The organism is Fimbriimonas ginsengisoli Gsoil 348, assembly GCF_000724625.1.
Lineage (GTDB): Bacteria > Armatimonadota > Fimbriimonadia > Fimbriimonadales > Fimbriimonadaceae > Fimbriimonas > Fimbriimonas ginsengisoli.
In genome coordinates, this window is record NZ_CP007139.1 from 142,038 (window position 1) to 164,200 (window position 22,163).

Annotated in this window: 24 protein-coding genes; 23 read left to right on the forward strand and 1 reads right to left on the reverse strand. The window is 59.4% G+C overall.

Annotation, left to right across the window (positions count from 1 at the left end; genetic code table 11):
- Positions 1-138: 138 nt before the first annotated feature.
- Genes OP10G_RS00735 through OP10G_RS00745 form a run of 3 tightly spaced genes read left to right on the forward strand, consistent with a single transcriptional unit; the run spans position 139 to position 3,276 of the window.
- Positions 139-1,725: a helicase-related protein gene (locus OP10G_RS00735; protein WP_025227809.1), complete on the forward strand. Its 1,587-nt coding sequence runs from the start codon at positions 139-141 to the stop codon at positions 1,723-1,725.
- Positions 1,722-2,192 carry a hypothetical protein gene (locus OP10G_RS26615; RefSeq protein WP_038472273.1) on the forward strand — a complete coding sequence of 157 codons (471 nt, stop codon included), beginning with the start codon at positions 1,722-1,724 and terminating at the stop codon, positions 2,190-2,192. Before OP10G_RS00735 ends, OP10G_RS26615 begins: the two co-directional genes overlap by 4 nt.
- Positions 2,185-3,276 (forward strand): DNA methyltransferase, encoded by a 1,092-nt coding sequence (locus OP10G_RS00745; protein ID WP_025227807.1) that lies wholly within the window; start codon positions 2,185-2,187, stop codon positions 3,274-3,276. Before OP10G_RS26615 ends, OP10G_RS00745 begins: the two co-directional genes overlap by 8 nt.
- 155 nt (positions 3,277-3,431) lie before the next feature.
- Here the strand turns inward: OP10G_RS00745 and OP10G_RS00750 are convergent, their stop codons facing one another.
- Positions 3,432-3,830, reverse strand: coding sequence for a hypothetical protein (locus OP10G_RS00750; RefSeq protein ID WP_227625024.1), 399 nt, complete (start codon positions 3,828-3,830; stop codon positions 3,432-3,434).
- A gap of 99 nt (positions 3,831-3,929) precedes the next feature.
- Here OP10G_RS00750 and OP10G_RS23720 point away from each other — a divergent pair, with 99 nt between their 5' ends.
- The 20 genes from OP10G_RS23720 (at position 3,930) to OP10G_RS00840 (ending at position 22,161) form a co-directional block, all read left to right on the forward strand.
- Positions 3,930-6,014: a phage/plasmid primase, P4 family gene (locus tag OP10G_RS23720; protein ID WP_025227805.1), complete on the forward strand. Its 2,085-nt coding sequence runs from the start codon at positions 3,930-3,932 to the stop codon at positions 6,012-6,014.
- Positions 6,015-6,294: 280 nt separating this feature from the next.
- Positions 6,295-6,630, forward strand: coding sequence for a hypothetical protein (locus OP10G_RS26070; RefSeq protein WP_144240925.1), 336 nt, complete (start codon positions 6,295-6,297; stop codon positions 6,628-6,630).
- A gap of 68 nt (positions 6,631-6,698) precedes the next feature.
- On the forward strand, positions 6,699-7,418 hold the full coding sequence (locus tag OP10G_RS00760; RefSeq protein ID WP_025227803.1) for a hypothetical protein: 720 nt from the start codon (positions 6,699-6,701) through the stop codon (positions 7,416-7,418).
- A 214-nt stretch (positions 7,419-7,632) separates the two neighbouring features.
- The gene (locus tag OP10G_RS00765) at positions 7,633-7,911 is read left to right on the forward strand and encodes a hypothetical protein (RefSeq protein WP_025227802.1); all 279 of its coding nucleotides are present in this window, start codon (positions 7,633-7,635) and stop codon (positions 7,909-7,911) included.
- Between the two features lie 10 nt (positions 7,912-7,921).
- Positions 7,922-8,140, forward strand: a complete 219-nt coding sequence (locus tag OP10G_RS00770; protein ID WP_025227801.1) for a hypothetical protein — start codon at positions 7,922-7,924, stop codon at positions 8,138-8,140.
- The gene (locus OP10G_RS00775) at positions 8,137-8,400 is read left to right on the forward strand and encodes a hypothetical protein (RefSeq protein ID WP_025227800.1); all 264 of its coding nucleotides are present in this window, start codon (positions 8,137-8,139) and stop codon (positions 8,398-8,400) included. Before OP10G_RS00770 ends, OP10G_RS00775 begins: the two co-directional genes overlap by 4 nt.
- Before the next feature lie 5 nt (positions 8,401-8,405).
- A complete protein-coding gene (locus OP10G_RS00780; protein WP_025227799.1) occupies positions 8,406-8,882 on the forward strand; it encodes a hypothetical protein in 477 nt (158 codons plus the stop codon).
- Positions 8,836-10,365 carry a phage terminase large subunit gene (locus OP10G_RS00785; RefSeq protein WP_084178748.1) on the forward strand — a complete coding sequence of 510 codons (1,530 nt, stop codon included), beginning with the start codon at positions 8,836-8,838 and terminating at the stop codon, positions 10,363-10,365. Before OP10G_RS00780 ends, OP10G_RS00785 begins: the two co-directional genes overlap by 47 nt.
- Entirely contained in the window at positions 10,289-11,833 is a 1,545-nt protein-coding gene (locus OP10G_RS00790) for a hypothetical protein (protein ID WP_144240926.1), read from the forward strand. The genes OP10G_RS00785 and OP10G_RS00790 overlap by 77 nt, the downstream gene beginning before the upstream one ends.
- Before the next feature lie 10 nt (positions 11,834-11,843).
- The gene (locus OP10G_RS00795) at positions 11,844-12,455 is read left to right on the forward strand and encodes a hypothetical protein (protein WP_025227796.1); all 612 of its coding nucleotides are present in this window, start codon (positions 11,844-11,846) and stop codon (positions 12,453-12,455) included.
- Positions 12,439-15,459, forward strand: a complete 3,021-nt coding sequence (locus OP10G_RS00800; protein WP_025227795.1) for a hypothetical protein — start codon at positions 12,439-12,441, stop codon at positions 15,457-15,459. Before OP10G_RS00795 ends, OP10G_RS00800 begins: the two co-directional genes overlap by 17 nt.
- Before the next feature lie 53 nt (positions 15,460-15,512).
- Positions 15,513-16,478 carry a hypothetical protein gene (locus tag OP10G_RS00805; RefSeq protein ID WP_144240927.1) on the forward strand — a complete coding sequence of 322 codons (966 nt, stop codon included), beginning with the start codon at positions 15,513-15,515 and terminating at the stop codon, positions 16,476-16,478.
- 3 nt (positions 16,479-16,481) lie between these two features.
- Positions 16,482-16,922 carry a hypothetical protein gene (locus OP10G_RS00810; RefSeq protein ID WP_144240928.1) on the forward strand — a complete coding sequence of 147 codons (441 nt, stop codon included), beginning with the start codon at positions 16,482-16,484 and terminating at the stop codon, positions 16,920-16,922.
- Positions 16,922-17,449, forward strand: coding sequence for a hypothetical protein (locus OP10G_RS00815; RefSeq protein WP_025227792.1), 528 nt, complete (start codon positions 16,922-16,924; stop codon positions 17,447-17,449). Before OP10G_RS00810 ends, OP10G_RS00815 begins: the two co-directional genes overlap by 1 nt.
- Positions 17,446-17,904, forward strand: coding sequence for a hypothetical protein (locus tag OP10G_RS00820; protein WP_025227791.1), 459 nt, complete (start codon positions 17,446-17,448; stop codon positions 17,902-17,904). Before OP10G_RS00815 ends, OP10G_RS00820 begins: the two co-directional genes overlap by 4 nt.
- The gene (locus OP10G_RS26620) at positions 17,901-18,077 is read left to right on the forward strand and encodes a hypothetical protein (RefSeq protein ID WP_158409102.1); all 177 of its coding nucleotides are present in this window, start codon (positions 17,901-17,903) and stop codon (positions 18,075-18,077) included. The genes OP10G_RS00820 and OP10G_RS26620 overlap by 4 nt, the downstream gene beginning before the upstream one ends.
- On the forward strand, positions 18,074-18,628 hold the full coding sequence (locus OP10G_RS00825) for a hypothetical protein (protein WP_025227790.1): 555 nt from the start codon (positions 18,074-18,076) through the stop codon (positions 18,626-18,628). Before OP10G_RS26620 ends, OP10G_RS00825 begins: the two co-directional genes overlap by 4 nt.
- Positions 18,628-19,077: a hypothetical protein gene (locus tag OP10G_RS00830; protein ID WP_025227789.1), complete on the forward strand. Its 450-nt coding sequence runs from the start codon at positions 18,628-18,630 to the stop codon at positions 19,075-19,077. The genes OP10G_RS00825 and OP10G_RS00830 overlap by 1 nt, the downstream gene beginning before the upstream one ends.
- A 265-nt stretch (positions 19,078-19,342) precedes the next feature.
- The gene (locus OP10G_RS26075; RefSeq protein WP_144240929.1) at positions 19,343-20,278 is read left to right on the forward strand and encodes a hypothetical protein; all 936 of its coding nucleotides are present in this window, start codon (positions 19,343-19,345) and stop codon (positions 20,276-20,278) included.
- Between the two features lie 74 nt (positions 20,279-20,352).
- Positions 20,353-22,161: a hypothetical protein gene (locus OP10G_RS00840; protein WP_025227788.1), complete on the forward strand. Its 1,809-nt coding sequence runs from the start codon at positions 20,353-20,355 to the stop codon at positions 22,159-22,161.
- Positions 22,162-22,163 lie beyond the last annotated feature (2 nt).

Sequence of the window (22,163 nt, forward strand, 5' to 3'; positions counted from 1 at the left end):
GCATCCACGGGTACCCCGGCGTGTGCGCGGTATGTGCCGTGCCGCTTCGTAAGCAAGCGATCCAGGCCGATCTAGTTCGTCGCCCGTGGTCCTCACGGTGGCGAAAGGCGGAGGTGTTCGCCGGTGGCTAACCCAACCGTGACCATCGAGCGCGGGATCGCGAGCGTCGAATTCTCCGCATTCGACCTAAACGAGTACGACACGTTTTTGCGAGCCAAGAAGCTGCCCGAAAGCAAGCTCGTTTACGACCGCGATCGAGACGTTTACGTGCTCACGACGGCGGCAAGGTTCGCCCCGCAGCTCGACGAGCGCATCGTTATTCCGCCGGTTGAGATCCCCGATCTTGCTGACTGGCTATTCGACTATCAAGAGTTCGTCACTCACCGCGCCCTCGATCGCAAGCGGTACGCCGTATGGGCCGACTGTGGCCTAGGCAAGACGCCGATGGGGCTGGAGTTCGGACGGTGCGCGAACCTCATGACGGGCGGCAAGGTCCTGTTCGCGGCGCCTCCGAGCGTAATCCCTCAGTGGCTTGGCGACGCCGAAAAATTCTACGGCGGCGGGATGCCGATCAAGCGGATAGACAGCCGGGAAGCGTTGATCGAGTGGCTTCAGGATCCGAGCGACCTCGATTTCGCGATTTGTAGCTTCTACCTCTTCGCCGGCGAGCCGATCTCCGAAATGCGGCTGCTTGCCGCATTTATCCTCGACGAGAGCTCGATCCTCAAAAGCGGTGGCGGCAAGATCAAATGGGGGCTCATCAAGAGCGCCCGCGGGATCGAGTACAAGCTCTCCCTGACCGCGACTCCCGCTCCCAACGATACGATGGAGTTCGCAAGCCAGTTCGGCTTTCTGGAGATGCTCCGGAGCGAGAACACGAACGAAATCCTTTGGACGTTTTTCGAGCGCAAGGGCGACGACGGCGAGTGGCAGCTCCGGCCCCACGCCCGCGAAGCCTTCTTCCGGTTCATGGCGTCGGGCTCGATTTTCGTGCGCGACCCGTCGCGATTTGGCTTCAAGGACAACCTCAAGAACGTCCCCGCGCCAGTCTATCTGGCGTCGCATGTCGCGATCACCGAGGATCAAATCAAGCGAGCGGAAGCCGTCATCAAGGCGCCGCTGAATGCGATGGATCCGCCAAAGCTCGATGCCACCCAGCGCATGAAGCTGAGCGAGATCGCCAAAGGGTTCTTGTTGGTAGGCGGCAAACCGATCGGCGTTCACAGCCTCAAACCCGCGGCGGTCGCCAAGGTCGTAGCCGAAGAGGTCGCAGCCGGGCTAAAGGTCATCGTTTGGACGACGTTCAACGAAGAGGCGGCCATGCTGGCCAGCCTCATCCCGGGCGCTGAGCGAATCGACGGATCGGCAACGGAAAGCGAGCGCGAGCGAATCCTCGATCGGCTCGAGCACGGCGACACGAACGTCGTGATCTCCAAGGCGAGCGTTCTCGGCTTTGGCCGCAACCTGCAGTTCGTCGGCGCCATGGTTTGCTCCGGCTTCAATGATTCGAACGAACAGTTCTATCAGATGGTCCGGCGCGCCTACCGCTACGGCCAAACCCGCTCGCTACGGGTCCATATCCCCTACATTCCGGAGCTCGAGGGGCAGATGTGGGACAACCTGCTCAGCAAAGCCGCCCGATCGGAATCCGACGCCAGCGAACAAGAGCACTGGTACCTAACCGCCCTTCGCGAAGAGGGGCTTAACCTGGCGGTGGCAGCGTGACGCGGGGAGACGGAAGTCGCCTCAAGGGGCGATGGTCGCTTCGGTTCGACCGCTGCCAAAAATGTGGCGGAACCGACCGACGCCACATGGCCCGCGGCCTCTGCTTGGCGTGCTACGAACGCGTCACCTATGCCGAAAACGCAGAACAGCAGCGACGTAACCGCAAAGCTCGCCGACTCGCCGGGAAAGCCGATAAGGACGCCGAAAGAGCGCGCGCTTACCTTCGCGAGCATCCGGATAAGCGCCGCGCCTATGCCCGGAAATGGGTCGAAAAGAATCAGAACAAGTGGCCCATCGGCCTTACAGTTTGGATCAAATACGCCGGCTTTTGGTGCGAAAGGACGATCGCCGAGCGGCTTAACAACATTTGCGTTTTGGTACGCCTCAAGGGCGGAACCGAGCTTAAGACCGGCACTCGCCACGGCCAACTCAAGCGGCAATGCCCGGTGGAGATTCCATATGCCTAGCTTCAACATCCGTCTTACCGATTGCGTCACCGGCCTGCGGCAGTATCTCGCCCCCGGCGCCGCAAAGCTCGTCGTGACCTCGATCCCGTTCGGCGCCCTGTTCATGTACAGCGGCAAGGTAGCCGATATCGGCAACTGCAGCGACGGCGTCGACATGCGCGCTTCGGAGTTTGGTCTCCATATGCGGTTCTTTGTCGAATCGCTGTGGCCGGCGATGATGCCCGGCCGGATCGCCTGTATCCATATCCAGCAGCTTTTGCGCTACAAAAACCAGCACGGGTACGCCGGCCGGCGCGACTTCCGCGGCGCGGTGATCGACCTGTTTACCGAGCGCGATCGTTTCGAGTGGGTCGGCGAAGTGGTCATTCCTAAAAACCCGCAGGTGATCGCCAAGCGGCTCTCTCTGCACTCGCTCCAATTCATGACCGGGCGCGAACGCGACGCTTGCAAGCTCGCGCCCGCCGTTAACGATTACGTGCTCTTCTTCCGCAAGCCGGGCGAGAATCCGGAGCCGGTGAAGGCGATTCATGACGCGAGCACGAACCGGCAAGGTTGGCTCGAATCGGAAGAATGGATCCGCGACGCGTACGGCGTGTGGCGCTGGGACGATCTTGTTCTCAACGGCCAAAAGGGCCAGCGGATCGTTCCCGGCCTCGGTTCGAAGTTCGACGAAAACTTCGCCTTGGAAGGCTTCACCGACGCGTACGGCGGCGCCCTGATCCAAGAATGGCAAGAGTCCGGGATCTGGGACGACATCATGGAGGGAGACGTCCTCCAGAATTGGCGATCGGCCCGGGCGAGCAAAGATGAAAAACACGTCTGCCCGCTCCAGCTCGAGGTAATTCGCCGGTGCGTTCGGCTCTATTCGAATCCCGGCGATCTCGTCGTCGATCCGTTTATGGGCATCGGCTCGACGGCCGTCGTCGCCATAGAAGAAGGTCGCGACGCGGCCGGATTCGAACTAAAGGAGAGCTACCACGCCCAGGCGAATCGTAACGCCAAAAAAGCAGTTGAAGCGTATCAGCCGAACTTGCTAAGAGTCCTAACGGGGGGGGGTAAACGGTGCCTGACGGTCAGCGCTTAGGGAACGGAGGCTGCGGTCGTCCCGCTAGCGCCCATTGTTCGTACAGCCACCGCATCAGTTGCGATGCCGCTTGGCCTCGGTCCCGCGCGTCGTCCTCGATCTGGCCTTTCAGCTTAGAGGGAAGCCGCAATTCTAGCCGAGCATCCGAAGGCGCCTTAGGCTGCATCCACGTCCCTCAGGGGAAGTGCAAGCCAATCCATAACCGTCGTGATAGTCGCCCTGTCGAAGTCTGCCCCTTCAAGCGCCATCGCTTCCTCGCGCATCGCCTCGACGATCGCGGGACGAATCTCCGGGTTTCGAAGCCAGTGAAGCGTAACAGCGGCAACGTCACCACCGCACATCCAATTCCAAACCCGCTCCATCTCAGGCGTCCATTCGCGCTCATCGAGAAGAATGACTTTCGGTTCCAGCACTTGCAAGCCTTCAACGGTTTCGAGGTGGGTCGCCCAAGTTTCGCATTCATCTGGAGTGTAGCGAGAGCAAGGCAAGGTGAAGTCAAGCCAGCCCCGTCGATTGTCGTAAAAGCGAATCGCAAACCACTCTTCCATGCTCATATTGTACGGCATTGTACGTACATTTTAAAGATGTTTTTGGGGCGAGTTTTGGGCGGTGCACCCTAAGTGGCCCACACCCTCTCCGATGCTCACCGGCACATGTTAGAGATCGAGTCGGGCATCCCGACCGAGCTCATCGAACAGCGTGGCTATTGGACGGCGACCAAGCGCGTCGAGCTCGAGCGGCTCGGTTTCGGCGCGACCCAGCAATCGGTGCCGGCGCTCGTTATCCCGCAATGCAGCGTCGGCGATGGCCACGTCGTGCGCTACATCGTGCGTCCGGATAACCCCCGAATGCTCTCCGGGAAGTGGGTCAAATACGAATCCCCACGCGGCGCCGCGAAGACGCTCGATTGCCATCCGAGCCAAGTCGAAAGCCTGAAAGATCCGCTCATCCCGCTATGGATCGGCGAGGGGACCAAAAAAGGTGATTGCGGCGCCGCTCATGGGCTTTTGGCGCTAAACCTCGACGGCGTAAGCGCCTGGCGCGGCAAGAACGACCAGGGCGGCATTACCGTTCTCGACGACTGGAACTACATCGCGCTCAACAATCGGCGGGTTTATATCGCCTTCGATTCGGACGTGATGACCAAATGGGAGGTGCGCGAAGAGTTGCGCAAGCTCGGCGAGTTCCTCTCCAAAAAGGGCGCCAAGGTCCGTTTCGTGATCATCCCAAGCGCCGACGGCCGCAAGGTCGGCCTTGACGATTTCTTTGTCGCCGGCGGCACCGTCCCCGAACTGATCGCCGCCGCGATCGACCGGCTTCCGAATCCCGCATCGCCCGCCGCGACGCTATGCGACAAGAAGGTTTACCCCTGCACCGAGCTCGGCAACGCGGAGCGCTTGGTCGACGCCCACGGCGCCGATATCCGCTACTGTGCCACCACAAAGAAATGGATGGTTTGGGACGGCCGCCGCTGGCTGATGGACGATCACGAGGGGGCGCCCGTCTCCCGGCTCGCCCAGGGCATCGTGCGCTCCATGTACGCCGAAGCAAGCACGATCGCCGACGATGCCGACCGTAAGGCGTTCCTGCGGTGGGTGACCATTTCCGAAGGGAAGCGCGCGATTGAGAACATGCTCGCGCTCGCCAAAACCCAGCCGGGCATCGCGGTTTCGCTCGACGAGTTCGACACGCAGCCGTATCTACTGAATCTCGCGAACGGCACCTACGACCTTGAGACGTTCGTGCTCCGGCCCCATTGCCGAGACGACAAGCTCACGCGCTTTGTCGATATCCCGTTCATCGAAGACGCCTACTGTCCGCTTTGGCTTGACTTCCTCGCGACGATCTTTGAAAACGACGAAACCCTCATGCGCTATATCTGGAAAGCATGCGGCTACTCGCTCACCGGCGACGTGAGCGAGAAGTGTTTCTTCTACCTCTACGGTCACAACGGCGACAACGGCAAGAGCGTCTTTATTCGCACGCTGCTCGCGATTCTAGGCCCGTACGGCCGTGCAATGCCGACCAGCTCGTTTCTTGCCAAGCGAGACGGATCTGACGCCGCAAACAACGATATCGCACGGCTCAAGGGCGCCCGCGTCGCCAGTGCTTCTGAGGTCGGCGAGGGCCAGCGGCTCGACGAAGAGCTCATCAAGCTGCTGACCGGCAACGACGTTATTACCGCGCGATTCCTGTATCAAGAGCACTTTGATTTTCTGCCCGAATTCAAAGTTTGGTTTACGGGAAATTATCGCCCCATCATCCGGGGCCAGGACCGGGCAATCTGGAATCGACCGCGCCTCATCCCGTTCAATTACTCGGTTCCAAAAGAAGCGCAAGACACCAAGCTTTCGGTAAAGCTCCGCGCCGAATATCCGGGCATCCTCGCGTGGATGATCGCCGGTTGTAAAGCTTGGCAATCGGAAGGGCTTGGGCGTCCCGACGTTATCGCCGCCGCCGTCGAAGAATATCGCGAAGATATGGACGACTTAGGTGATTTCCTAGAGCAATGCACTACGCAAGGTAAAGGCTTTAGCGCGAGCGCTCATAAGCTTTATGAAGCGTTCGAGAAGTGGTGCAAGATGAACGGCATGAAGGTCATGACTTCGACGTCGTTCGGGCGCAAACTCACGGCGAGAGGTATCGCGAAAGTCAAGACAAACACCGGCGCAATCTATCAGGAAATCGCCCTTTTATCGGACGAAGCGCTCCAAAACGTGTATCGAGGGGGAAATTGATGGTTTTTCGGCTCAGTGACGGGTTTGTGACGGGTTCGGTGACGGGTTTTAGGTTCAAATTGAAAAAATCCCAGAAAACCCCCTTACGCGCGCGCGCTCACACGCAAAGGTTTCATTTTTTGATTTTGGGTTCAAAACCCGTCACTGAACCCGTCACAAACCCGTCACTGAGCTTTGAGGGGGTATTTCGGTGACCCAATTTACCGGCCCTTTCGCCCCGGCTCCTCCGGTTCCCGTTCGGAAGTGGGTCGGTACTCTGCTACACGCGCAACTTACCGAGATGCTTGAAATCACGCGTCTCGCCCAATCTAGGGGACTCGGTAAAGAGTGCGAGTTGCTTATCGTTATGCTAAATGAAATTCTGGTTTCTGGATCAAAAAGCGAAGAGGGATTATCGGCCATGGTGTCGCTCTATAAAGCAGATGCACTGAGACTCGCTATCTCCATCGCAAGACGTATGGGCGCTAACCGAATACTTGAGGATATCGAGCTCTATAGCGCTGCACGCCGAGTGTTTAATGTCTCGCCTAATAAGGCTCGAAATTTAAATGCTTTGGACGATGAAATTGAAGATCCGTCCGCGCCTGGGCTCGTTGGTCAGGGAGCATTGTTGTGAGAAATTTTTTATTTCCGTCATTGATTAGTCTCGTAATGCGCGCGGGCGTGGCCGGGGAGGTGCCTTAGATGGCGCTGCATCGCCGCCTAATGACTGAGGAGGAGATTCGGCGAGTTCGGGCACTTCGGAACGCCGCCCCGCTCGATCCCCAAGAGGCGGTTGTCGTCGAGTGCCTGGTCCTCCGCGCCAATGGGAGTCGCATGATCGACGCATGTCACGGGGATACAATCGCGCGGCTCGTAAATCGACACTGGGTCGCCGTTGAGCCACTCTTGCGCCCCAGCCGGTTTGTGGCGAGTGAGCGACGGGCGATCGACTTCATCGAGGTTTGGGGGCTCCGGACGTCCGGACGGCTACAGACCGCGAAGATGATCTCTCCCGCCAATGGTCGACCGGGGATCGATGAGGCAGAGAGCATTGCTGAGTATGTCGAGAGTGTGCCGGAAGGCGGTGCTTACGGCATGGCGTTCCAGCGAGCGCACCCGGCTCTTCTGTGGCGATTTGGGCGCGGCCTGGAGCCGGAATCGATGTTCTACCGATACGCCGGCGAACCGCTTTCTCAGGCGCTTGTTCGGCTCGGCTGGTTTGAGTTTCGCCTCATGCCCGAGAGGCGCATTCCCGCCGCGGTGATCGATCGGTTCGTCGCCGAGCTCACGAGCCACATGGCGACGACTCCATATCGATCGCCACAGGAGATCATTGACCTTGATGTTTTGGAGCTCGCCGACCAGGCGAGTGACGAGCTGGCGGGGATCTCTGGCCGACGTCGACGGCGAAAGAGCAAGTAAATATACTGAATGGCTTTTATGCGATCCACGAAGCAATTTTTACTTAACACCGAAAATGCTTGCAATTATTGAAAATACTGATTGTGCTACCGGTGGATCAGAGCGCGTGATGCGACCGCTTGATCGACCGGTTTTTTGTTTTTAGGTTCAAATATCCACTCATGCGGCCCGGAATTCTTCTGAAGAATTCCGGGCCGCTCCATTTTATGCCGCCATGCCCATCAACTCCGATCTGCAGCTCGCGTCGTCATATATCGCCACTTTCGGCGCGGGAGTTGCGGCGATCCTCGCGTTTCTCGATCGGCGAGATAGCGTGCTCAGCGATCGGATCCGAAAAGAGACCCGCGAGCGACTCTCGGAGCTAGAGGCGAGGATCGTGAGGCTCGAAAGTAAGCACGACGAGGCGCGGAACATCGCGCTCGACGGCGTGATGGAAACCACCGAACCCCAGGCTAAGGATAGGTTCAAACGGATCGCTCAGGTTCTCGATTGAGGCAATCGCAATGATCATTCACCCTAACACTGTCAAGCGCATTTTGGCCGGCATCGCGGCGGTTGTAGCGATGGCGACTGCGTTCAATTTCGTTTCTGCCGATCAGGCGAAAGCGATCACCGATAACTCCGACGATGCGGTTCGCCTGTTCATCTTGGCTGTTGGCTTTTGCGGGACGGTTTGGCATCCCAAGCATCGGGACGCGCCGACCAAAGAGGACGCGAAGTGAATACCTCGATTAGATTGCACATCCGGGTTAAGTTCCGAGCGCTCTTTGTCACGCTCGCGACGGTCGACAAGACGATCGACATCACGGCCTTTCTAGTCATTTTTGGCCGCATGATCCTGTCTCGCTTCACTGCCGGATTTGGGATCGATCCAAGGTCCGTTACGACGTCGGTTTTGCTCTCCATGAAGAGCGATTTGCTCGGCGGTAAAGACTCCCATGCCTTCGTTGACGACAAAGGGATCCTGATCGAGCTGGTGTAACGACGATGCCACGCGGAGGAAAACGAGAGGGCGCCGGACGCAAGTCGAAAGACGAGCTCTACGGCCGTAAGGTCCGGATCGCCGAAAATAAGATCTCTGATCGGCTGCCGACCATTCGCGAAGATCTCGAGATCATCGCTCATGGCGCCGAGCAGGTTGAGGAAGAGTGGGTTGAAGCGTGCACGGTGACCGTCGACGACGTACGCCAAATGGCTGGCGGCCAGTTTGCCAAGATTAAGCGCCCTGCATTTCCCGATGCTAAGCCGGGCGAGCTGGTGATGATCCGTCGAAAGATCATTAAGCTCCCTCCGGACTACCGGGCGAATGCCTATTTGTTTGACCGCGTAGGCGGCAAGCCGACCGAAAAGGTCGAGGTTGATACCCCCGCCGAGTCGCCGCTCGTCGCCGCGTTCGGAACGGCGATCGCCAAGATCTATGGCCCCACTGACGACACATCCAACGTCGACCCTCAGGGCAGTTGAGAACTATGCGAGGGCCGGGCGCGATGCGGGATGTCCCCAGGACCAAATTCTCAGCTTCATCCGCGGCGGCGCGGTGCTCCAAGCGACTCAGCTTAGGGCGAGCGCCCTTGCTCGGCTGTGTGACCTTCCCAATGGCCCAACTGAGATCGGTTACGGTGGCGCCCGCGGCGGCGGTAAGTCGCACTGGCTGTTGGTTCAGGTCGCGATCGACGATTGCCAGCGCCGGCCTGGGCTCAAGGTCCTTGTCCTCCGAAAGGTCGGCAAGGCGAATAAAGAGAACTTTGAAGATCTGCGAACCCGGCTATTGGGAGCGACGCCGCACCGCTACACCCAACAGGGGCATCTGCTCTTTCCCAACGGCTCGCAAATCATTCTTGGTCACTTCAAGAATGAAGGCGACATCGATGCCTACCTGGGCCTTGAATACGACGTCATCGCGATCGAAGAGGCGACCACCCTATCGAGTTCCAAGGTCGACGCCATTCGGACCTGTTTGCGAACCAGCAAGCTCGACTGGCGCCCGCGGATGTACTTCACCACGAACCCCGGAGGCGTTGGTCATACGTGGTTCAAAGATCGCTTCATCGTTCCCTTTAAGCGCCGAAACGAGACCACGACGCGCTTTGTGCCGGCGACGATCGACGATAACGCGTTCGTTAACGAAGAGTACAAAACCGAGGTTCTTGACAAGCTCGTCGGCTGGCAATACAAGGCTTGGCGGCTTGGCGATTGGGATATCGCGGCCGGGCAGTACTTCACTAATTTCCGCGCCGACGTCCATGTCATTCCGGCTTATGAGTGCCCGATCGAGTGGGATGCTTGGGCCGCGCTCGATTACGGATTTACGCACTTCACGGCGTCCCATCTCTTTCGAAAGGATGGTGACGGGAACGTGCTGATCACCGCGGAGCACGGCGAGCGAAAGTGGCTTCCGGAGCATCACGCAAGCTCGATTCATGCGATGCTTGGGCGCCACAACCTTACCGTCGATCGTCTCGAGACCTTCGTTGCCGGCGCCGACGTTTTTGCGAAGCGCGGCTATGGCTTGACGATCGCCGAAACTTACGATCAATACGGCATTACCCTCTCGCCGGCGAACGATGACCGTGTGAACGGATGGGGCGAGATGCTGACCCGCTTCGGCGATGTAGAGCCCGGCGGCGGCCGCGAGCCGATCGAGCCGAAGCTTTTCATCTTCAATACCTGCGTTCGGCTCATAGAGCAGATCCCCACGCTCGAGCACAACCCTCATAAGCCGGAGGATGTTCTCAAGATCGATTGCGATGAGCGCGGCCGTGGTGGTGACGACTTTGCCGATTGCGCTCGCTATGGCGTGATGGAAGCCGCGCACCGGGGCGTGGTTTCGTCGGAACCCTTCGTCATGTCGACGCCATCGTCTCACCTGGTTGCCAAGCCTCGATCGGATCATGGGTCCGGCTTCGACAATTTCGGGCGGTTCGTTCCGCCTCCTCGCCGCCGCTGATATGGCACGAAAGAAGCCGACTCCGCAGCCGTTTCGCCTAAGCGATGGCACGTTCCTTGTCGCCGACAGCGGCATGGTGAGTGCCTTCCGCCCGGCTCAAACGACCAAGCCACTCAGCCGACTCCGGCGGGCGATTTCGGCGTTCATGAGCGGATGGATAAAACCGCCCGCATCTCAGACGAGCGAGCAGGGGACGGCCGGCACCGCGAGCCCGTCAACCTACGCTTTCTCGCTCCAAACCCAGAGGTACGAGCGGCAACAGATCATTGCCGATTGCCGATCGCTCATCCTTGACGAACCGAGGGCCAGACGCGCGACGCTTATGACCGCCCGTGAATCCGTTCGGAAGGGCGCTCAAGTCCAATTCGAGGGGTCGAACCGACTTGCAAAACGAGCCAGCGGAATCGCGGAGGATGTGCTCAGGATTGCGCGTCCGAAGTTGGTTAGTTGGGCTTGGATGCTTCCGATCGAGGGCGATCTTTTCGTTCAGGCGATCATCGCGGGCGATCGCATTGTAGATGCCAAGCGGATGCCCGCGGCTTCCATGGAGCGACTTACCGACGACGCCGATGAGTTCATCGATCCGATCAGGGCGTTCGCCCAAATCGACGTCAATACCAACGAAGAGGTGGCGACCTTCCCGCTCGCCCTGATGGCCCATGAGCGGTGGGACCATATCGACGGCGATCGGTACGGCATGCCGGGAATCGTAGCGGCTCGGCGGATGGCCAGGCGACTCGAAATCCTGGAAGAGGCGCAATGCGTCAGGCGCATGACCCGCGCGCATTCCCGAACCCTCTGGAACATCGGAACAGAAGAAAAGCCAGGCAAGCCGGACGATGTCGACAAATTCAAGGCGACGAATGGGTTCAACGAAGGACGACGAGAGATCTTTGATCCCACCGAAGTCGCAAAGGACTTTTTCGGCAACGGCCCGGTGAACGCCGAGGTGATCGAGGGGGACCCCAAGGTTCATGAAGTCGACGATCTCAAGTACGCCCAAAACGTTTACGCTAGCTCCGGACTTCCGACTCCGCCGCCGCTTTACAACCTTGATGCCGAAGCCGTAAATCGAGACGTTCTTGACGATCTCCGGAGCGAGTGGCTCAAGGAAACCCAAACCCTCGCCGAGCCGATCGAGCGCGTGCTCCGATACCTGATCGACCTCGCGCTGCTGCTCGCCGGCATCCTGCCTGAGACCGTTCCGTATTCGGTCCATCTCAGCGAAAGCTCGATCGAGAAGCCGAGCGAGGTTGTGAAGCGGATCATCGATCTTCGCAACGCTGGGCTACTTACCGAGCGCCAGGCGTTGACCTTGCTCCAACCCTATACCGATGTTGAGGACGTCGATACGGAGCTTACCGAGCTCGAGGGTGAGCGACAGCGCGACGCCGATCGCGAGACCGCGAAAGCCGTGGCGATGGCCGCGATCAAGCCTCAGAACGATTTAGCCGGCGCGCCCGGCTAGGAACCCCACTATGGAAAATCAGAACGCCCAGGGGCAGCTCAGCGCGCCCGAAACCGACCTTTCTACGTTGAAGCTCGCCGAGCTGATCGCGGTTGCCGCAACTCACGGACTCAGCTTTCCCGCCGTCGGGACATCCAAGCAAACGGTGATCGATGCGATCGTCGCAAAGCGGCTTGAGGAAGGCGCCGGGAACACGTCCGGAGCGCCTCAAAACAGCGATCAAACGCCCAAAGATGGCAATGAAACCGAGGGAACCGGCGATAATGCCGCGGAAAGCAACGGCGACGAACCAGAGCGTTGGCGCTGGTTAAGTCGCGAAGTTGGTACGGGCCCGGCGAGCGCGGAAGATCCGGACGGCTGGTACGACGCTCAAGTCTTTCCCGACGGAAGTGCCGAAGTGCTCGTCTACGCGAATACGAGCCGGTTAAATCGGCCGGCTCATCACCGGGAGAGTCAGGACCTTTTCATCAAGGTCACTTCGCTCGACGATTTCATCCACCGGCTCATCTCGCTCCGCTATGGCGCGCTGGACATCTTCCTTGAGAAGATCGGCGCTCAAGTCCCGATGGATGGCGATTGGGCCGACGTGATTGAGGAGGCGAATCGTGCGGCTTCGCTCTAAGGTTTGGCAGCTCGCCGCGGATAACGCGCAAGAGGTGATCAACGACCAGGCGCCTGTTTTCGGCGACGATTTCGAGATCCTGGAAGCCGATGCCGCGAAAGGCGGTTTGATGCGAATCCGGCAACGGGCGACCCGTGCCGACGCTCGAAATAAGAACCGGCGCATCTACCCCCGCGAAGTACTTCAGCTCGCGATCGACACCGCCAGGGAGCATGCCGCCGCGGGGGCGATGCTTTGCGAGATGTCGCATCCGGAAGTAGCTCAGGTGCGGGGGCGAGACTTCTATACCCACAACCCGGAGCGCACGACCGCTCGCGTAGATGAGATTAGCGACGTCGCCGACGACGGATGGGTTTATGTGACCCGGACCATCCTCGACACCCCCGAAGGTCGCAAGCTCGCGGCCCGCTACAAAGCCGGCCGCGCGCCGGGGATCTCCACTCGATTCCGCATGAAAGCGCGCCAGGCGCGGCTTGGCGCCGATCAGGTCGTCGTTGCGGAAACGATGCAGATTTTCACCTGGGACGACGTTGAAAACCCCGCCGTCGACGGCACGACCGATTTCGAGCTGCTTTCCGATGCAGACCTCGCCTCGCTTTCCGATCCATTCGTTTCGGACCCTCCGAACCCCACAGGTAAACCCATGAAACTCAAAGCACTTCGCCAGGCATTCCTGGCACTTATCGTCGCTCAGGCGGCCGCCGACGAGGTGTTGACGGCCCGCTCTAACTATCACGCTGCTTTCACCGCCGCATCGGACGCCGATCGCGCCGCTGAGCAGCCATTCTTGCTTCAAGCCGACGCCACCTTGATGGCAACGGATGGGTACGACGTCACCACGCCGGCGCCGGTCGCTGCCCCGGCTGCCCGCCAAAACAACGGGCTGAGCGCGGACGAAATCGAGCGATTCCGCCGGATTGCCGACCGTGACCAGGCGCGCGAAGCAGCTGAAGTAAACCGGCTCGCCCTTGATTCGGCGATTACTGCGATCGAGGGACATGCGAGCCTTACGGCGCTCGCTCAGGACCAACGGGAGCACGTTCTCGGACGCGTCCGGACGCTCGCTCGGATTCCCGAGGATGTGGAGCGACTGGTCACTGACGAGATCGATTCGATGAACCGATTGCTGAGCGATGAGCGGCTTCGCGGTATGGGTTTCGTGCGCGGTACGACCACCATCGATCCCGCTAATCCAACGGGTCAGACTCGCGTAACCCGCGAAATTCCGAAGTGGATGGAAGGTGTCGACCGGCTCAATTTGGCGGCTGACGACTACCGCCGATCGGTCGGCGGTGACGTCAATCCCGACGATCACGCGACCCAGCGCCGGCGCGCCTTCAACATGGAGCGATTCATCAACCCGCTCATCGAGCAGGTCGCTCAGGATCGCGGGCAGTATCGAACCGCCGAAGAGTGGTTCCGGGCGAGCGACGCGCTCTTCACGGGCGGCGAGCAAGCGTTTGGCGATGCCATCAGCGGCATGGCACGGGACAACACGACGACGTCCCAGCTCTTCAACCAGCCGACGATCATGACCTTCCTCTTGGTTCAGCAGTTCCAGGACATGAAGGGTCTTCAGTTCGTCTCGAGCTTCGGTCCGGGCGCGGGAAGTGGCGCCGGAGGATTCGAACAGGCGAGCGGCGGGATCGGATCGGTTCTCCGGATTCCGGTTGAGTACTACACGCCTCCGACCGGTTACGGCACATTCAGCGGCACGTACGATGCGGGACTCTTGACTCCGGAAAACACGGGGATCGACGAGATGACCGTTCAAACGGCATGGCTCCCCTTTGCGCCGTCTTGGCGACGCATCGCCGCATCGCTCACCCGTGACACGGTTCAGGCGATGGGGAACGGCCCGCTTAGCTATATGGCGATCGCCCGGTCGTTGCTTCATATGGCCATGGATAAGAGCCGCCGCATCGATAAGGCGATCTTTGATGAGATGCTCGCGATCTCAGACGAATACACAGCCGTTACCGCCGCCGGCGACTCGGCGACCACCGGCAACAACAAGCTGCCGAACAACTCGGTCTACAACGGTGGCGGCTCGATCAGCGTGAATCTCAACACCACAAAGACCGCGGCTACGGCGATTGCGGCGACGGATCCGGGCGTCACTTATGGCGCGACGGTCGTTGGGGCGCTTCGGCTGCTTACTCGTGGTTCCAACACGGCGGCCAACTATTGCGGCACTGCGAACGGCCCCGATCCGATCGTTCGGCCTCGAGCGGTGGTTGACCTCAACGCCGCTGGTCAGGTCACCACGACGACGAAAAACCCGTTCACGGTCACCGCACCGGCGGCCCAGGTCATCGGCTATCTCGACGCTAATGGCGACATTCAGGCAATCCCCGGAGTGCCGAATCCGACGTGCGCGATCGACTGGGAGAACGGGATTCTCGTTTTCAATGCCGCATCGGGCATCACGGGCGCGGCGGGAGTGATGACCACGACGGTCACGGTCACCTACGCTTACGCGGTGAACTTCGATAACTTCATCGTCAACAACCCGAATCTCGCGGCTGGGCAGAGCTTGGAGAACTACCTGAACGGGTTGTTCCTTCAGTTCGATCGAACCGCCGCCCTCATGGGCAGCGCGCCTCGGTTCAAAGCGCCGAATCTCGGCATCATGAGCCTGAACGCGGCGCCGAATATGACGGCCGCGCAAATCTTCTACAACTACCAATCGCCCAAGGGGACGAACCTCTTCCCGACGGACGACTATTTCGCCGAACGAACGGGCGTCGCGTTTGCGCGGCATAACTCGCCCTGGAACGGAAAGGATCGCCGGATCCTGTTCACTTCGCTTGGCACGACCAAATACGGGATCGATACCCCGATGGAGCTCCGAGGTCCGTATCCCGCTTACGACACCAACGGCAAGATCGTTGCCCGCGACATCTACTATGCCGAGGAGAACTCGGTCATCTGTACGCCTCAGGTCCAAAACCAGGCGGGCACCGTCCTCAATCCGGTTTCGCGAACCGTCATTCTCCGCTAACCCCCCTCTCCCCGCCCCGAGCGTTCTCTATGGCGCTTGGGGCTCGATTTCTCATGGATATCGCTCGATTCGATCTGGAGCTCAAGAGCGCGCTCGGCGACGTAGATGGGGCGCTTTACGACGCTACGGCCCGTACGGCGGCGATGTGGCGCGCGGTGCGCGAGTATTCGCGGTATCACCCTGTGCAGCGCCAGTACGGCACAGGCGCCGTCGCTTTGGAAGCGGCGCCTGGCTCAAATACGATTTCTCTCGTCGGCGGTCCGGTTCGACCGGGCGACGTGATCCAGCTCGATCCCTTTTTCTCTCCGGAGACGGTGACGGTGCAATCGATCGCCCTTCCCGCGGGAACGGATGGATCGGCGTCGACGGTCACGGCCACCCTTACCGCTCCAACGGCCGTCAAGCACCTCGCCGGCGTTTCGTTCGCCAGGTCGACCACCGGACTCGCGATCGCGATCGGGACCGGCGCCTATGCCCTTCCCCTCGATTTTCAGCAACCGAACCAAGAGAGTTTCGATCTTGCGGTCGGCGATCGCGCTCAGGTGAGCCGCACGAACGCTTACTACGATGCGGTTTACGGCGTCACGATGGCCCAAAGCGGCGTTGGTTTCGGCTATCGCCAGGGATTCGGCACGGGATACCTCAACTACGGACGTAACCCGAACGGCGGCGGTCAGAGCTCAAGCTCCCAAACGATCTACCGGTTCGTGCCGGGCGTTCCGCCGGTGCTTACCGTCACCCCCACGCCGGCGGCGGCGCGAACCCTCGATTTTTACTATTTGGGCCAACACGTGCCGGCGACGGTTCCCGATTCGGAGATCGATGCCCTGCTTGTTTTCGCGAGCTATGCTGCGATGACGGCTCGCGCGGCATCGAGCTCGGCAATGCTCCCCTTCAAGCAAGCGGGAGTGGAAGAGGAGTGGGACAAGGTCGCCAAAGCGCTCAACGAAACGGCAGCGATGGCGCTTCAAGACTGGGAGCGCCGGATCGCCGGCCGACCTTACGCAACCAGCGGCTAAGAAATGCCCCTCAATCCCCGCCAGCTACGGATGTATCGATTCAAAGTCGACGTCTACCGGCTCCTTCCTGCCCCCTCTCAGGGCGCGATGGGGCTATATGCCCCGGACCCTCATCAAGCCGGAGTGCCGTGTTACTTCGATCCAACGCCCGAATACGATCAACCGAGCGCGGTGGGACGAAACAAGGTCGAAAACATTTTCACTCTCGACGGGTTTTGGTTTCCGGGGGAGTATCTCCCGGAAGGCGGAGACGCTGACGTTCCCGTTGACGTGGTCGATACCGACATGCTGATTATGCGGAGCGTGGTTGGGCCTATGACGTCCCTGATCGGCATCTGGTGGGCCGCAAAGGGCAATGCTCAACCTCACCCCTACCTACTTGACGATTACATGGTCTACGCCAAGCGGACCGGGACCAAACCGCCCCCCGGGGTGAGCGCCTGATGGCTGGTTTCGATCGCGCGGCAAAGCTCGAGCTCGATGACCTAATTGTGTCGATTTGGACCGATGTGACAGTCGACAAGATTTTCCAGTCGCAAAGTCTGAACCGGGCCAACTGGGAGAATCTGCAGAACTCCGGCGCCCTGATCGGGCCGTTCGTCGTTGTGGCGGTCGGCAGCTCTCAGGAGGTCGATGCGGTGCCGGTCGGGATCACCGCTTACGATCACAGCGTCTCGATCATTTTGGTTCGCGAGCTTGACGATCCTGCGTTCCTAGTCGATCCCCTCGCCCCCGCCGACGGGATCGACTACGTCTCGGCGATGAGTGGCGATTTGGAGGCACTCAGAACCCCGCTTGCCCGCTACGACGGCTCGCGGTTTCGGTGCGCATGGGTGGGCAAGCCAACCGCCAACGTTTCCGAATTCTCGCCCCCGAACGCGGTTTATTACCAGCTGCTCGACGGCAAGTTCGCTGGCCAGCTCGTCTGCAACTTGCGAACGGCAACCCTTTATGACCCGAGAAACCCGTGAGCTCGACGATGCATACCGCGGCGGGCGACCTCCGCAAGATGGCCGAAAATATGAAGCGGGCCAGGACAGTGGAGCTTGCCGCGATGGCCGACGACACGCTCCAAACGGCGATCGTGATTTCGAGCGGCATGACGCCGACTTCCGAGATTTCGGGGGAGCTGAACCACCCGTACGGTCACGGCCCATCGAACGCCCGCGGCCCACGCGGACCGATCCCTAACGCTGGCAATCCGGCAATCGTCAACGAGCAGGATGGCGATTTTCTCGCCCATTGGCGGCAACACGTCGGCGAGCGCGAGTTCGAAGTTTTTAACGATTCGCCCATTGCGGAATACCTCGAAGACGGCACCGAAACGATGGTGCCCCGACAGTTCCTCGAGCTCGCTCAATCGATCGCGCTCCCCGACCCGGATCAGCGCCTCAGTGAGGCTTTGGACCGCTGCATACCCTCATGAACGAAAAAATCGAACCCAAAGAAGAGCTCCTTACCGGGCTTGGCGGAAATCCGCACCTTCATACGTTCGGCGCCGTTCCGGTGGCCACCGAAGCCGTGGCGCCCGAAACCCCGCCCTCGCCAGCCGCAGGAACGGCTGGCGATACTACCGCAGAGGAGGATGATCACCAGTGAGCGGATTCGCAACCCTTAACGTCGCGGTCGGTCAGGACGTCGTCATCCTGATCACCCCCCAGGTCCGAAGCGGCGACGGCGTGACCATGACTGCCCATGCGGTCGGAACACTGTCGTTTGTCGGCCGTATCGAGAATTTCGCGGGCGAATTCACGCTTGAAACCGACAACCTCTCACCGGTCGGTTCGTTCAACGGGAATCCGGTTCCCCACGAGCAGAACGGGCAATACACGATCGGCGAGTTCGTTATGGCTAGCGGCAACGTCTACGCGGCCGGATCTGGCAGCACCGCTTTCCCTAAAGGAAACGTGATCCGGAAAGTGACTCAACTCTCCTTCGAGCATAAGATTGAAGTCCAGCTCTGGGATCACCAGCTTGCTACTCCGGCGCAAGTTGACAGCATCGTCGCTTATATGCGGGCCATCACGCCGTTCCGGCGGAACATGACCAAACCTCGCGTCATGGATGAAGCCGTCTTCGCCCTTATCCCTCTATTTGACGCCACCACCGGGGCGGCCCTTCCCAATCCTAGCTTCGGGAGTTCTTACTAATGAAAGTTAATTTTTTCGACGTCGCGCCTTATGAAATGCCAAGGCTCTCGCGAGAGCTCGAAGATCCGGAAAAAGGGCTGAAAATCACCGTCGAGATGAAAGCGCTCGACGAAACGGAGACGCATTTCGCGGGCGACTTGGGCGACCGATTAACCACTCAATACATCGGTGATCCAGAAACCGGTATTCGGCCGAAAGAAGCGTTCCCTGTGATCCGAGGGAAGCGCGTCACCCTAAGCCGCCGGTTAATGTATTCGGTTGCTCAGATTGCGGTGCAACAGACTGCCCAGGGGGATGATGCGTATACCCCCGAACAACTCATCGTTGCGGCGTTTGTCTCAAAGCCGCTCTACCGAGGAATGATCGAGCTTGCTCGTGATGTCCAAAAACTCGCGGAACCAGCAGGTAAAGACGCAAAAAACGACTCAGAGGCGGATACGGCCGTTTAGTCGGATCCGCCTTCAATGCAAACCAAGAGCATCCGGCGCTGGTTTTTCATCGGGTCCGGGCGCTCAATTCCATTAACGATCGACTTGGCGCGATCGTTTTCCTGTTGACGGTTCTCGCCTTACCGGCGATAGGGCGCCGACGAGTTCGGAAGCTGAGAGGGTCAGGGGAGCACGTACCAGGCCTCGATCGCGGATGGTTGCTCGACTGCTACCAGTTCGATATAAACACCCGGCGCGCGATGAAGGACCCAGACCCAGCGGGGGATTGAAACCCCTGCTGGGTCGTACTGTAATATTCAAAAATGGACCCTTGGAAGGAATGCCCGGTGTGCGCAGCTCAGCATCCGCTCACGGCCCGGCAATGTCCATGCGGCCATCGATTTCGAACATCGTTTTATCCACCCAAACCATTCCCGCTTCCCGACCCCATTCCGATCCCGCCGATGCCAACGCAGGCTTTTTACCCGCCCATGCCACCGGGCGCGGTTCCGCCCATCGCCAGGGTTTCGGCACAAAAGAGTGGAAGGGCAAGGTTCGACTCCATTGCATTGATATTAGCGTTCGTACTACTCTTGGTCCTTATGGGAACGGTCGTTTTGGACGCTTTGGCAATTCTCCTGGGGGCGGCACGGTGATAAACGAGCCGACTCCGACACATAAACAGTGCCCCACTTGCGGAACGGTGTCGTTGGTGGCGGCAGCGGTGTGCCCGAACTGCAATCATCATTTTAGGACTTCTTTCAATCAGGGTCAACCCAGCCAAGCATCTGGGCCAATGCCAACACAAGCTTTTGGTCAGGCACCCCAGCAAGTCGCAAATTACCAGCAACCTTCCGGTTATCCGCCTGGCACCGTTCATCAGATCAACGTTGTTCAGCAAAACAATAACGCGGCGCTTTGGATAATTCTTGCTATTGTTTTTGCCGGTCCGCTCGCGTGCATCGGTTTACTTGCGATATCGATGCTGCCCATCACAATGGTTCTCGTAGGCTTTGGGCTCACGGTTTGGGGATGGGCGGAGACATCTAGGCTCAAAGGGTTGGGCTATCCGGTGCCAGCCGCCGCGACGACGAAAGTGGCCGTGGGGCTGGCAGTATTGATTACTGGCGCTATTTTGTGGGGATTTATCGCTTCCGGCTCGCGTTCAACGCCGGAAAAGACATCTCCTCGATATGATTCACAAAGAAACTTCAACAATTAAGCGCTGATCAAAGATAACCAAAGAGAGCCTCTCGGCAATTGCCGAGAGGCTCTCTTTGGTTTGCGTGTGCTGCCATGAATCCAATCACCCTAAAAGTCAAAGAAGAGGGGCTTGACGAGTCTCTTGGAAAGGTGCTTGAGCTTGCCGACGCCCTTGAAACGGGCTACGGCGCTCAAATGGAACTTAACAAGCAGATGCGCGCCGGCGGGAATGCCGCGCGTGAGCTCGCCCGTGGGGTCGACGTCGCGCATCGGTCGTTGCAGCGGATGTACTCGGCGATTCCCGATAAGCCGCTCGTTTTGGAGGCGCGAGGGGTAGGGCAGCTCGCCCGCGACGCCGGGTCGCTGGGGGTCGCGCTCCGGAGCCATAGCGGCGCGGCGCTGGCGGCAACCAAGCGAACCGACGCCTTGGCGGCGGCTACCGATCGAGTCATGCTTAGCGTGCAAAAAGCGGTTCCCGCGCTCGCGGTCCTGACCCAGCAATACCAAACGATCGCGGCGGCTTCCCAGCAAGTGAAGCCGATCCCGCTTTCGCGCGCAATGACGGCCGGCGTCGGGCCGGGTCAGCGCCAAAAAGCGGCCGCGCAATCGGTGGGCATTAAAGCGCCCCCAAAGTATTACGTCCCTCAAGGGCCGTGGGCGCGGCAACAGAAAGCCATGCAGGGGCTCCAAAACGCTTATGCGACCGGCAATCCGATCGCGATCGCGGACGCTCATCACAACTACCTTCAGGCGCGCGCCGCAGCTCAAAAAGCCGCAAACTTCGGACAGCCGAAGTCGTTCGGCTCGCAACTCGCAAACGCGATCGGAACCTCCCGGATCGGCCTTGGTGGTGGGGGCGGCGGAGTGCAACTCATGCCGTTGGTGAACAAGATCCTTCCCCTTGCTGAGAGCCTAATGGGCGCGGAAGCGGCCGCACTCGCCGGGCCGGTTGGTGTCGCTGCCGCCGCCGTAACTGGCCTTGCTTCGGCGGCCAAGATGGCCGAAGAGCGCTTAACCCTGATCGGGAATCTGACCGCAGGAAGCACGTCGGCACACGCCACGAGCGCTCTTGTTGCGGCTCAGATTGCGGGAATTGACCCCAGTCGAATCGGCGCTCAGGATAACGGTATTCATAGCCCCGGCTCCGACTGGTATTGGGCTCAGCGTGCCGGCGTATCTCCCTATCGAAATGGCTATGGGCAAGGAAACTTTGATGATGCAGCGAATTTCATCAAGGAATTGAAGTTCGTTCTAAGTTCACAGATTTCCGACAGAGAAGCTAAGGCGGCTAGCCAAGCCTTTGGGATGCAGGATTTGCTCTACATGCGCAACGCTTCTCCTGGCCTTCGAAACGAAATGATGCGTCGGATTGATGGCGCGGAGAAGACTGATCCCGCTGCACTTAGGGCGGGCGCCGACGCTCAAATCAAGTTCAACATGGGCCTGATGGATACTCAGAAATTATTGACCGACTTGGGGACTTCCATCATGCCGGGCGTTGATACGATCTTAGATCAGTTCAATAAGAACCTCAGGGAAGGTAAACCCGCCATTCAAGAATTTTCGAATGAGATCGCTAAATTAGTTGTAATGCTAGTTGACTATGTTAAATACATTGACGACTTAACGCATGGCCGATTCGGAGACGCAGGGAAAGATTTAAAGAAGCTGTGGGAAGATCTTAGGACAAGCCCCGCGGATATGGTCCGAGACCACCAGAGAGACGCGACCCGCGAAAACACCCGTGCCACGAGAGAAAACACCGAAGCTATTCGAAACGGCACCTACGGCGGCGGAGATCGAACCCGCCAATCTCGCGCCTACGGCGGTCAATCAAGGGATAGTTGGGATCAAGCCGAACAGGCGGTGCGCCAAGACGCCATTCGATTCGGAAGCCTGTAGAC

What these genes read in the sequence shown, in the direction of transcription:
- OP10G_RS00795 (WP_025227796.1), top strand. Translation starts at nt 11,844, where the DNA reads ATGGAAAATCAGAACGCCCAGGGGCAGCTCAGCGCGCCCGAAACCGAC.
- OP10G_RS00760 (WP_025227803.1), top strand. Translation starts at nt 6,699, where the DNA reads ATGGCGCTGCATCGCCGCCTAATGACTGAGGAGGAGATTCGGCGAGTT.
- OP10G_RS00840 (WP_025227788.1), top strand. Translation starts at nt 20,353, where the DNA reads ATGAATCCAATCACCCTAAAAGTCAAAGAAGAGGGGCTTGACGAGTCT.
- OP10G_RS26620 (WP_158409102.1), top strand. Translation starts at nt 17,901, where the DNA reads ATGAACGAAAAAATCGAACCCAAAGAAGAGCTCCTTACCGGGCTTGGC.
- OP10G_RS00830 (WP_025227789.1), top strand. Translation starts at nt 18,628, where the DNA reads ATGAAAGTTAATTTTTTCGACGTCGCGCCTTATGAAATGCCAAGGCTC.
- OP10G_RS00805 (WP_144240927.1), top strand. Translation starts at nt 15,513, where the DNA reads ATGGATATCGCTCGATTCGATCTGGAGCTCAAGAGCGCGCTCGGCGAC.
- OP10G_RS00745 (WP_025227807.1), top strand. Translation starts at nt 2,185, where the DNA reads ATGCCTAGCTTCAACATCCGTCTTACCGATTGCGTCACCGGCCTGCGG.
- OP10G_RS00750 (WP_227625024.1), bottom strand. Translation starts at nt 3,830, where the DNA reads ATGAGCATGGAAGAGTGGTTTGCGATTCGCTTTTACGACAATCGACGG.
- OP10G_RS00765 (WP_025227802.1), top strand. Translation starts at nt 7,633, where the DNA reads ATGCCCATCAACTCCGATCTGCAGCTCGCGTCGTCATATATCGCCACT.
- OP10G_RS00785 (WP_084178748.1), top strand. Translation starts at nt 8,836, where the DNA reads ATGGCCCCACTGACGACACATCCAACGTCGACCCTCAGGGCAGTTGAG.
- OP10G_RS23720 (WP_025227805.1), top strand. Translation starts at nt 3,930, where the DNA reads ATGTTAGAGATCGAGTCGGGCATCCCGACCGAGCTCATCGAACAGCGT.
- OP10G_RS00815 (WP_025227792.1), top strand. Translation starts at nt 16,922, where the DNA reads ATGGCTGGTTTCGATCGCGCGGCAAAGCTCGAGCTCGATGACCTAATT.
- OP10G_RS00780 (WP_025227799.1), top strand. Translation starts at nt 8,406, where the DNA reads ATGCCACGCGGAGGAAAACGAGAGGGCGCCGGACGCAAGTCGAAAGAC.
- OP10G_RS26070 (WP_144240925.1), top strand. Translation starts at nt 6,295, where the DNA reads ATGCTTGAAATCACGCGTCTCGCCCAATCTAGGGGACTCGGTAAAGAG.
- OP10G_RS00770 (WP_025227801.1), top strand. Translation starts at nt 7,922, where the DNA reads ATGATCATTCACCCTAACACTGTCAAGCGCATTTTGGCCGGCATCGCG.
- OP10G_RS00810 (WP_144240928.1), top strand. Translation starts at nt 16,482, where the DNA reads ATGCCCCTCAATCCCCGCCAGCTACGGATGTATCGATTCAAAGTCGAC.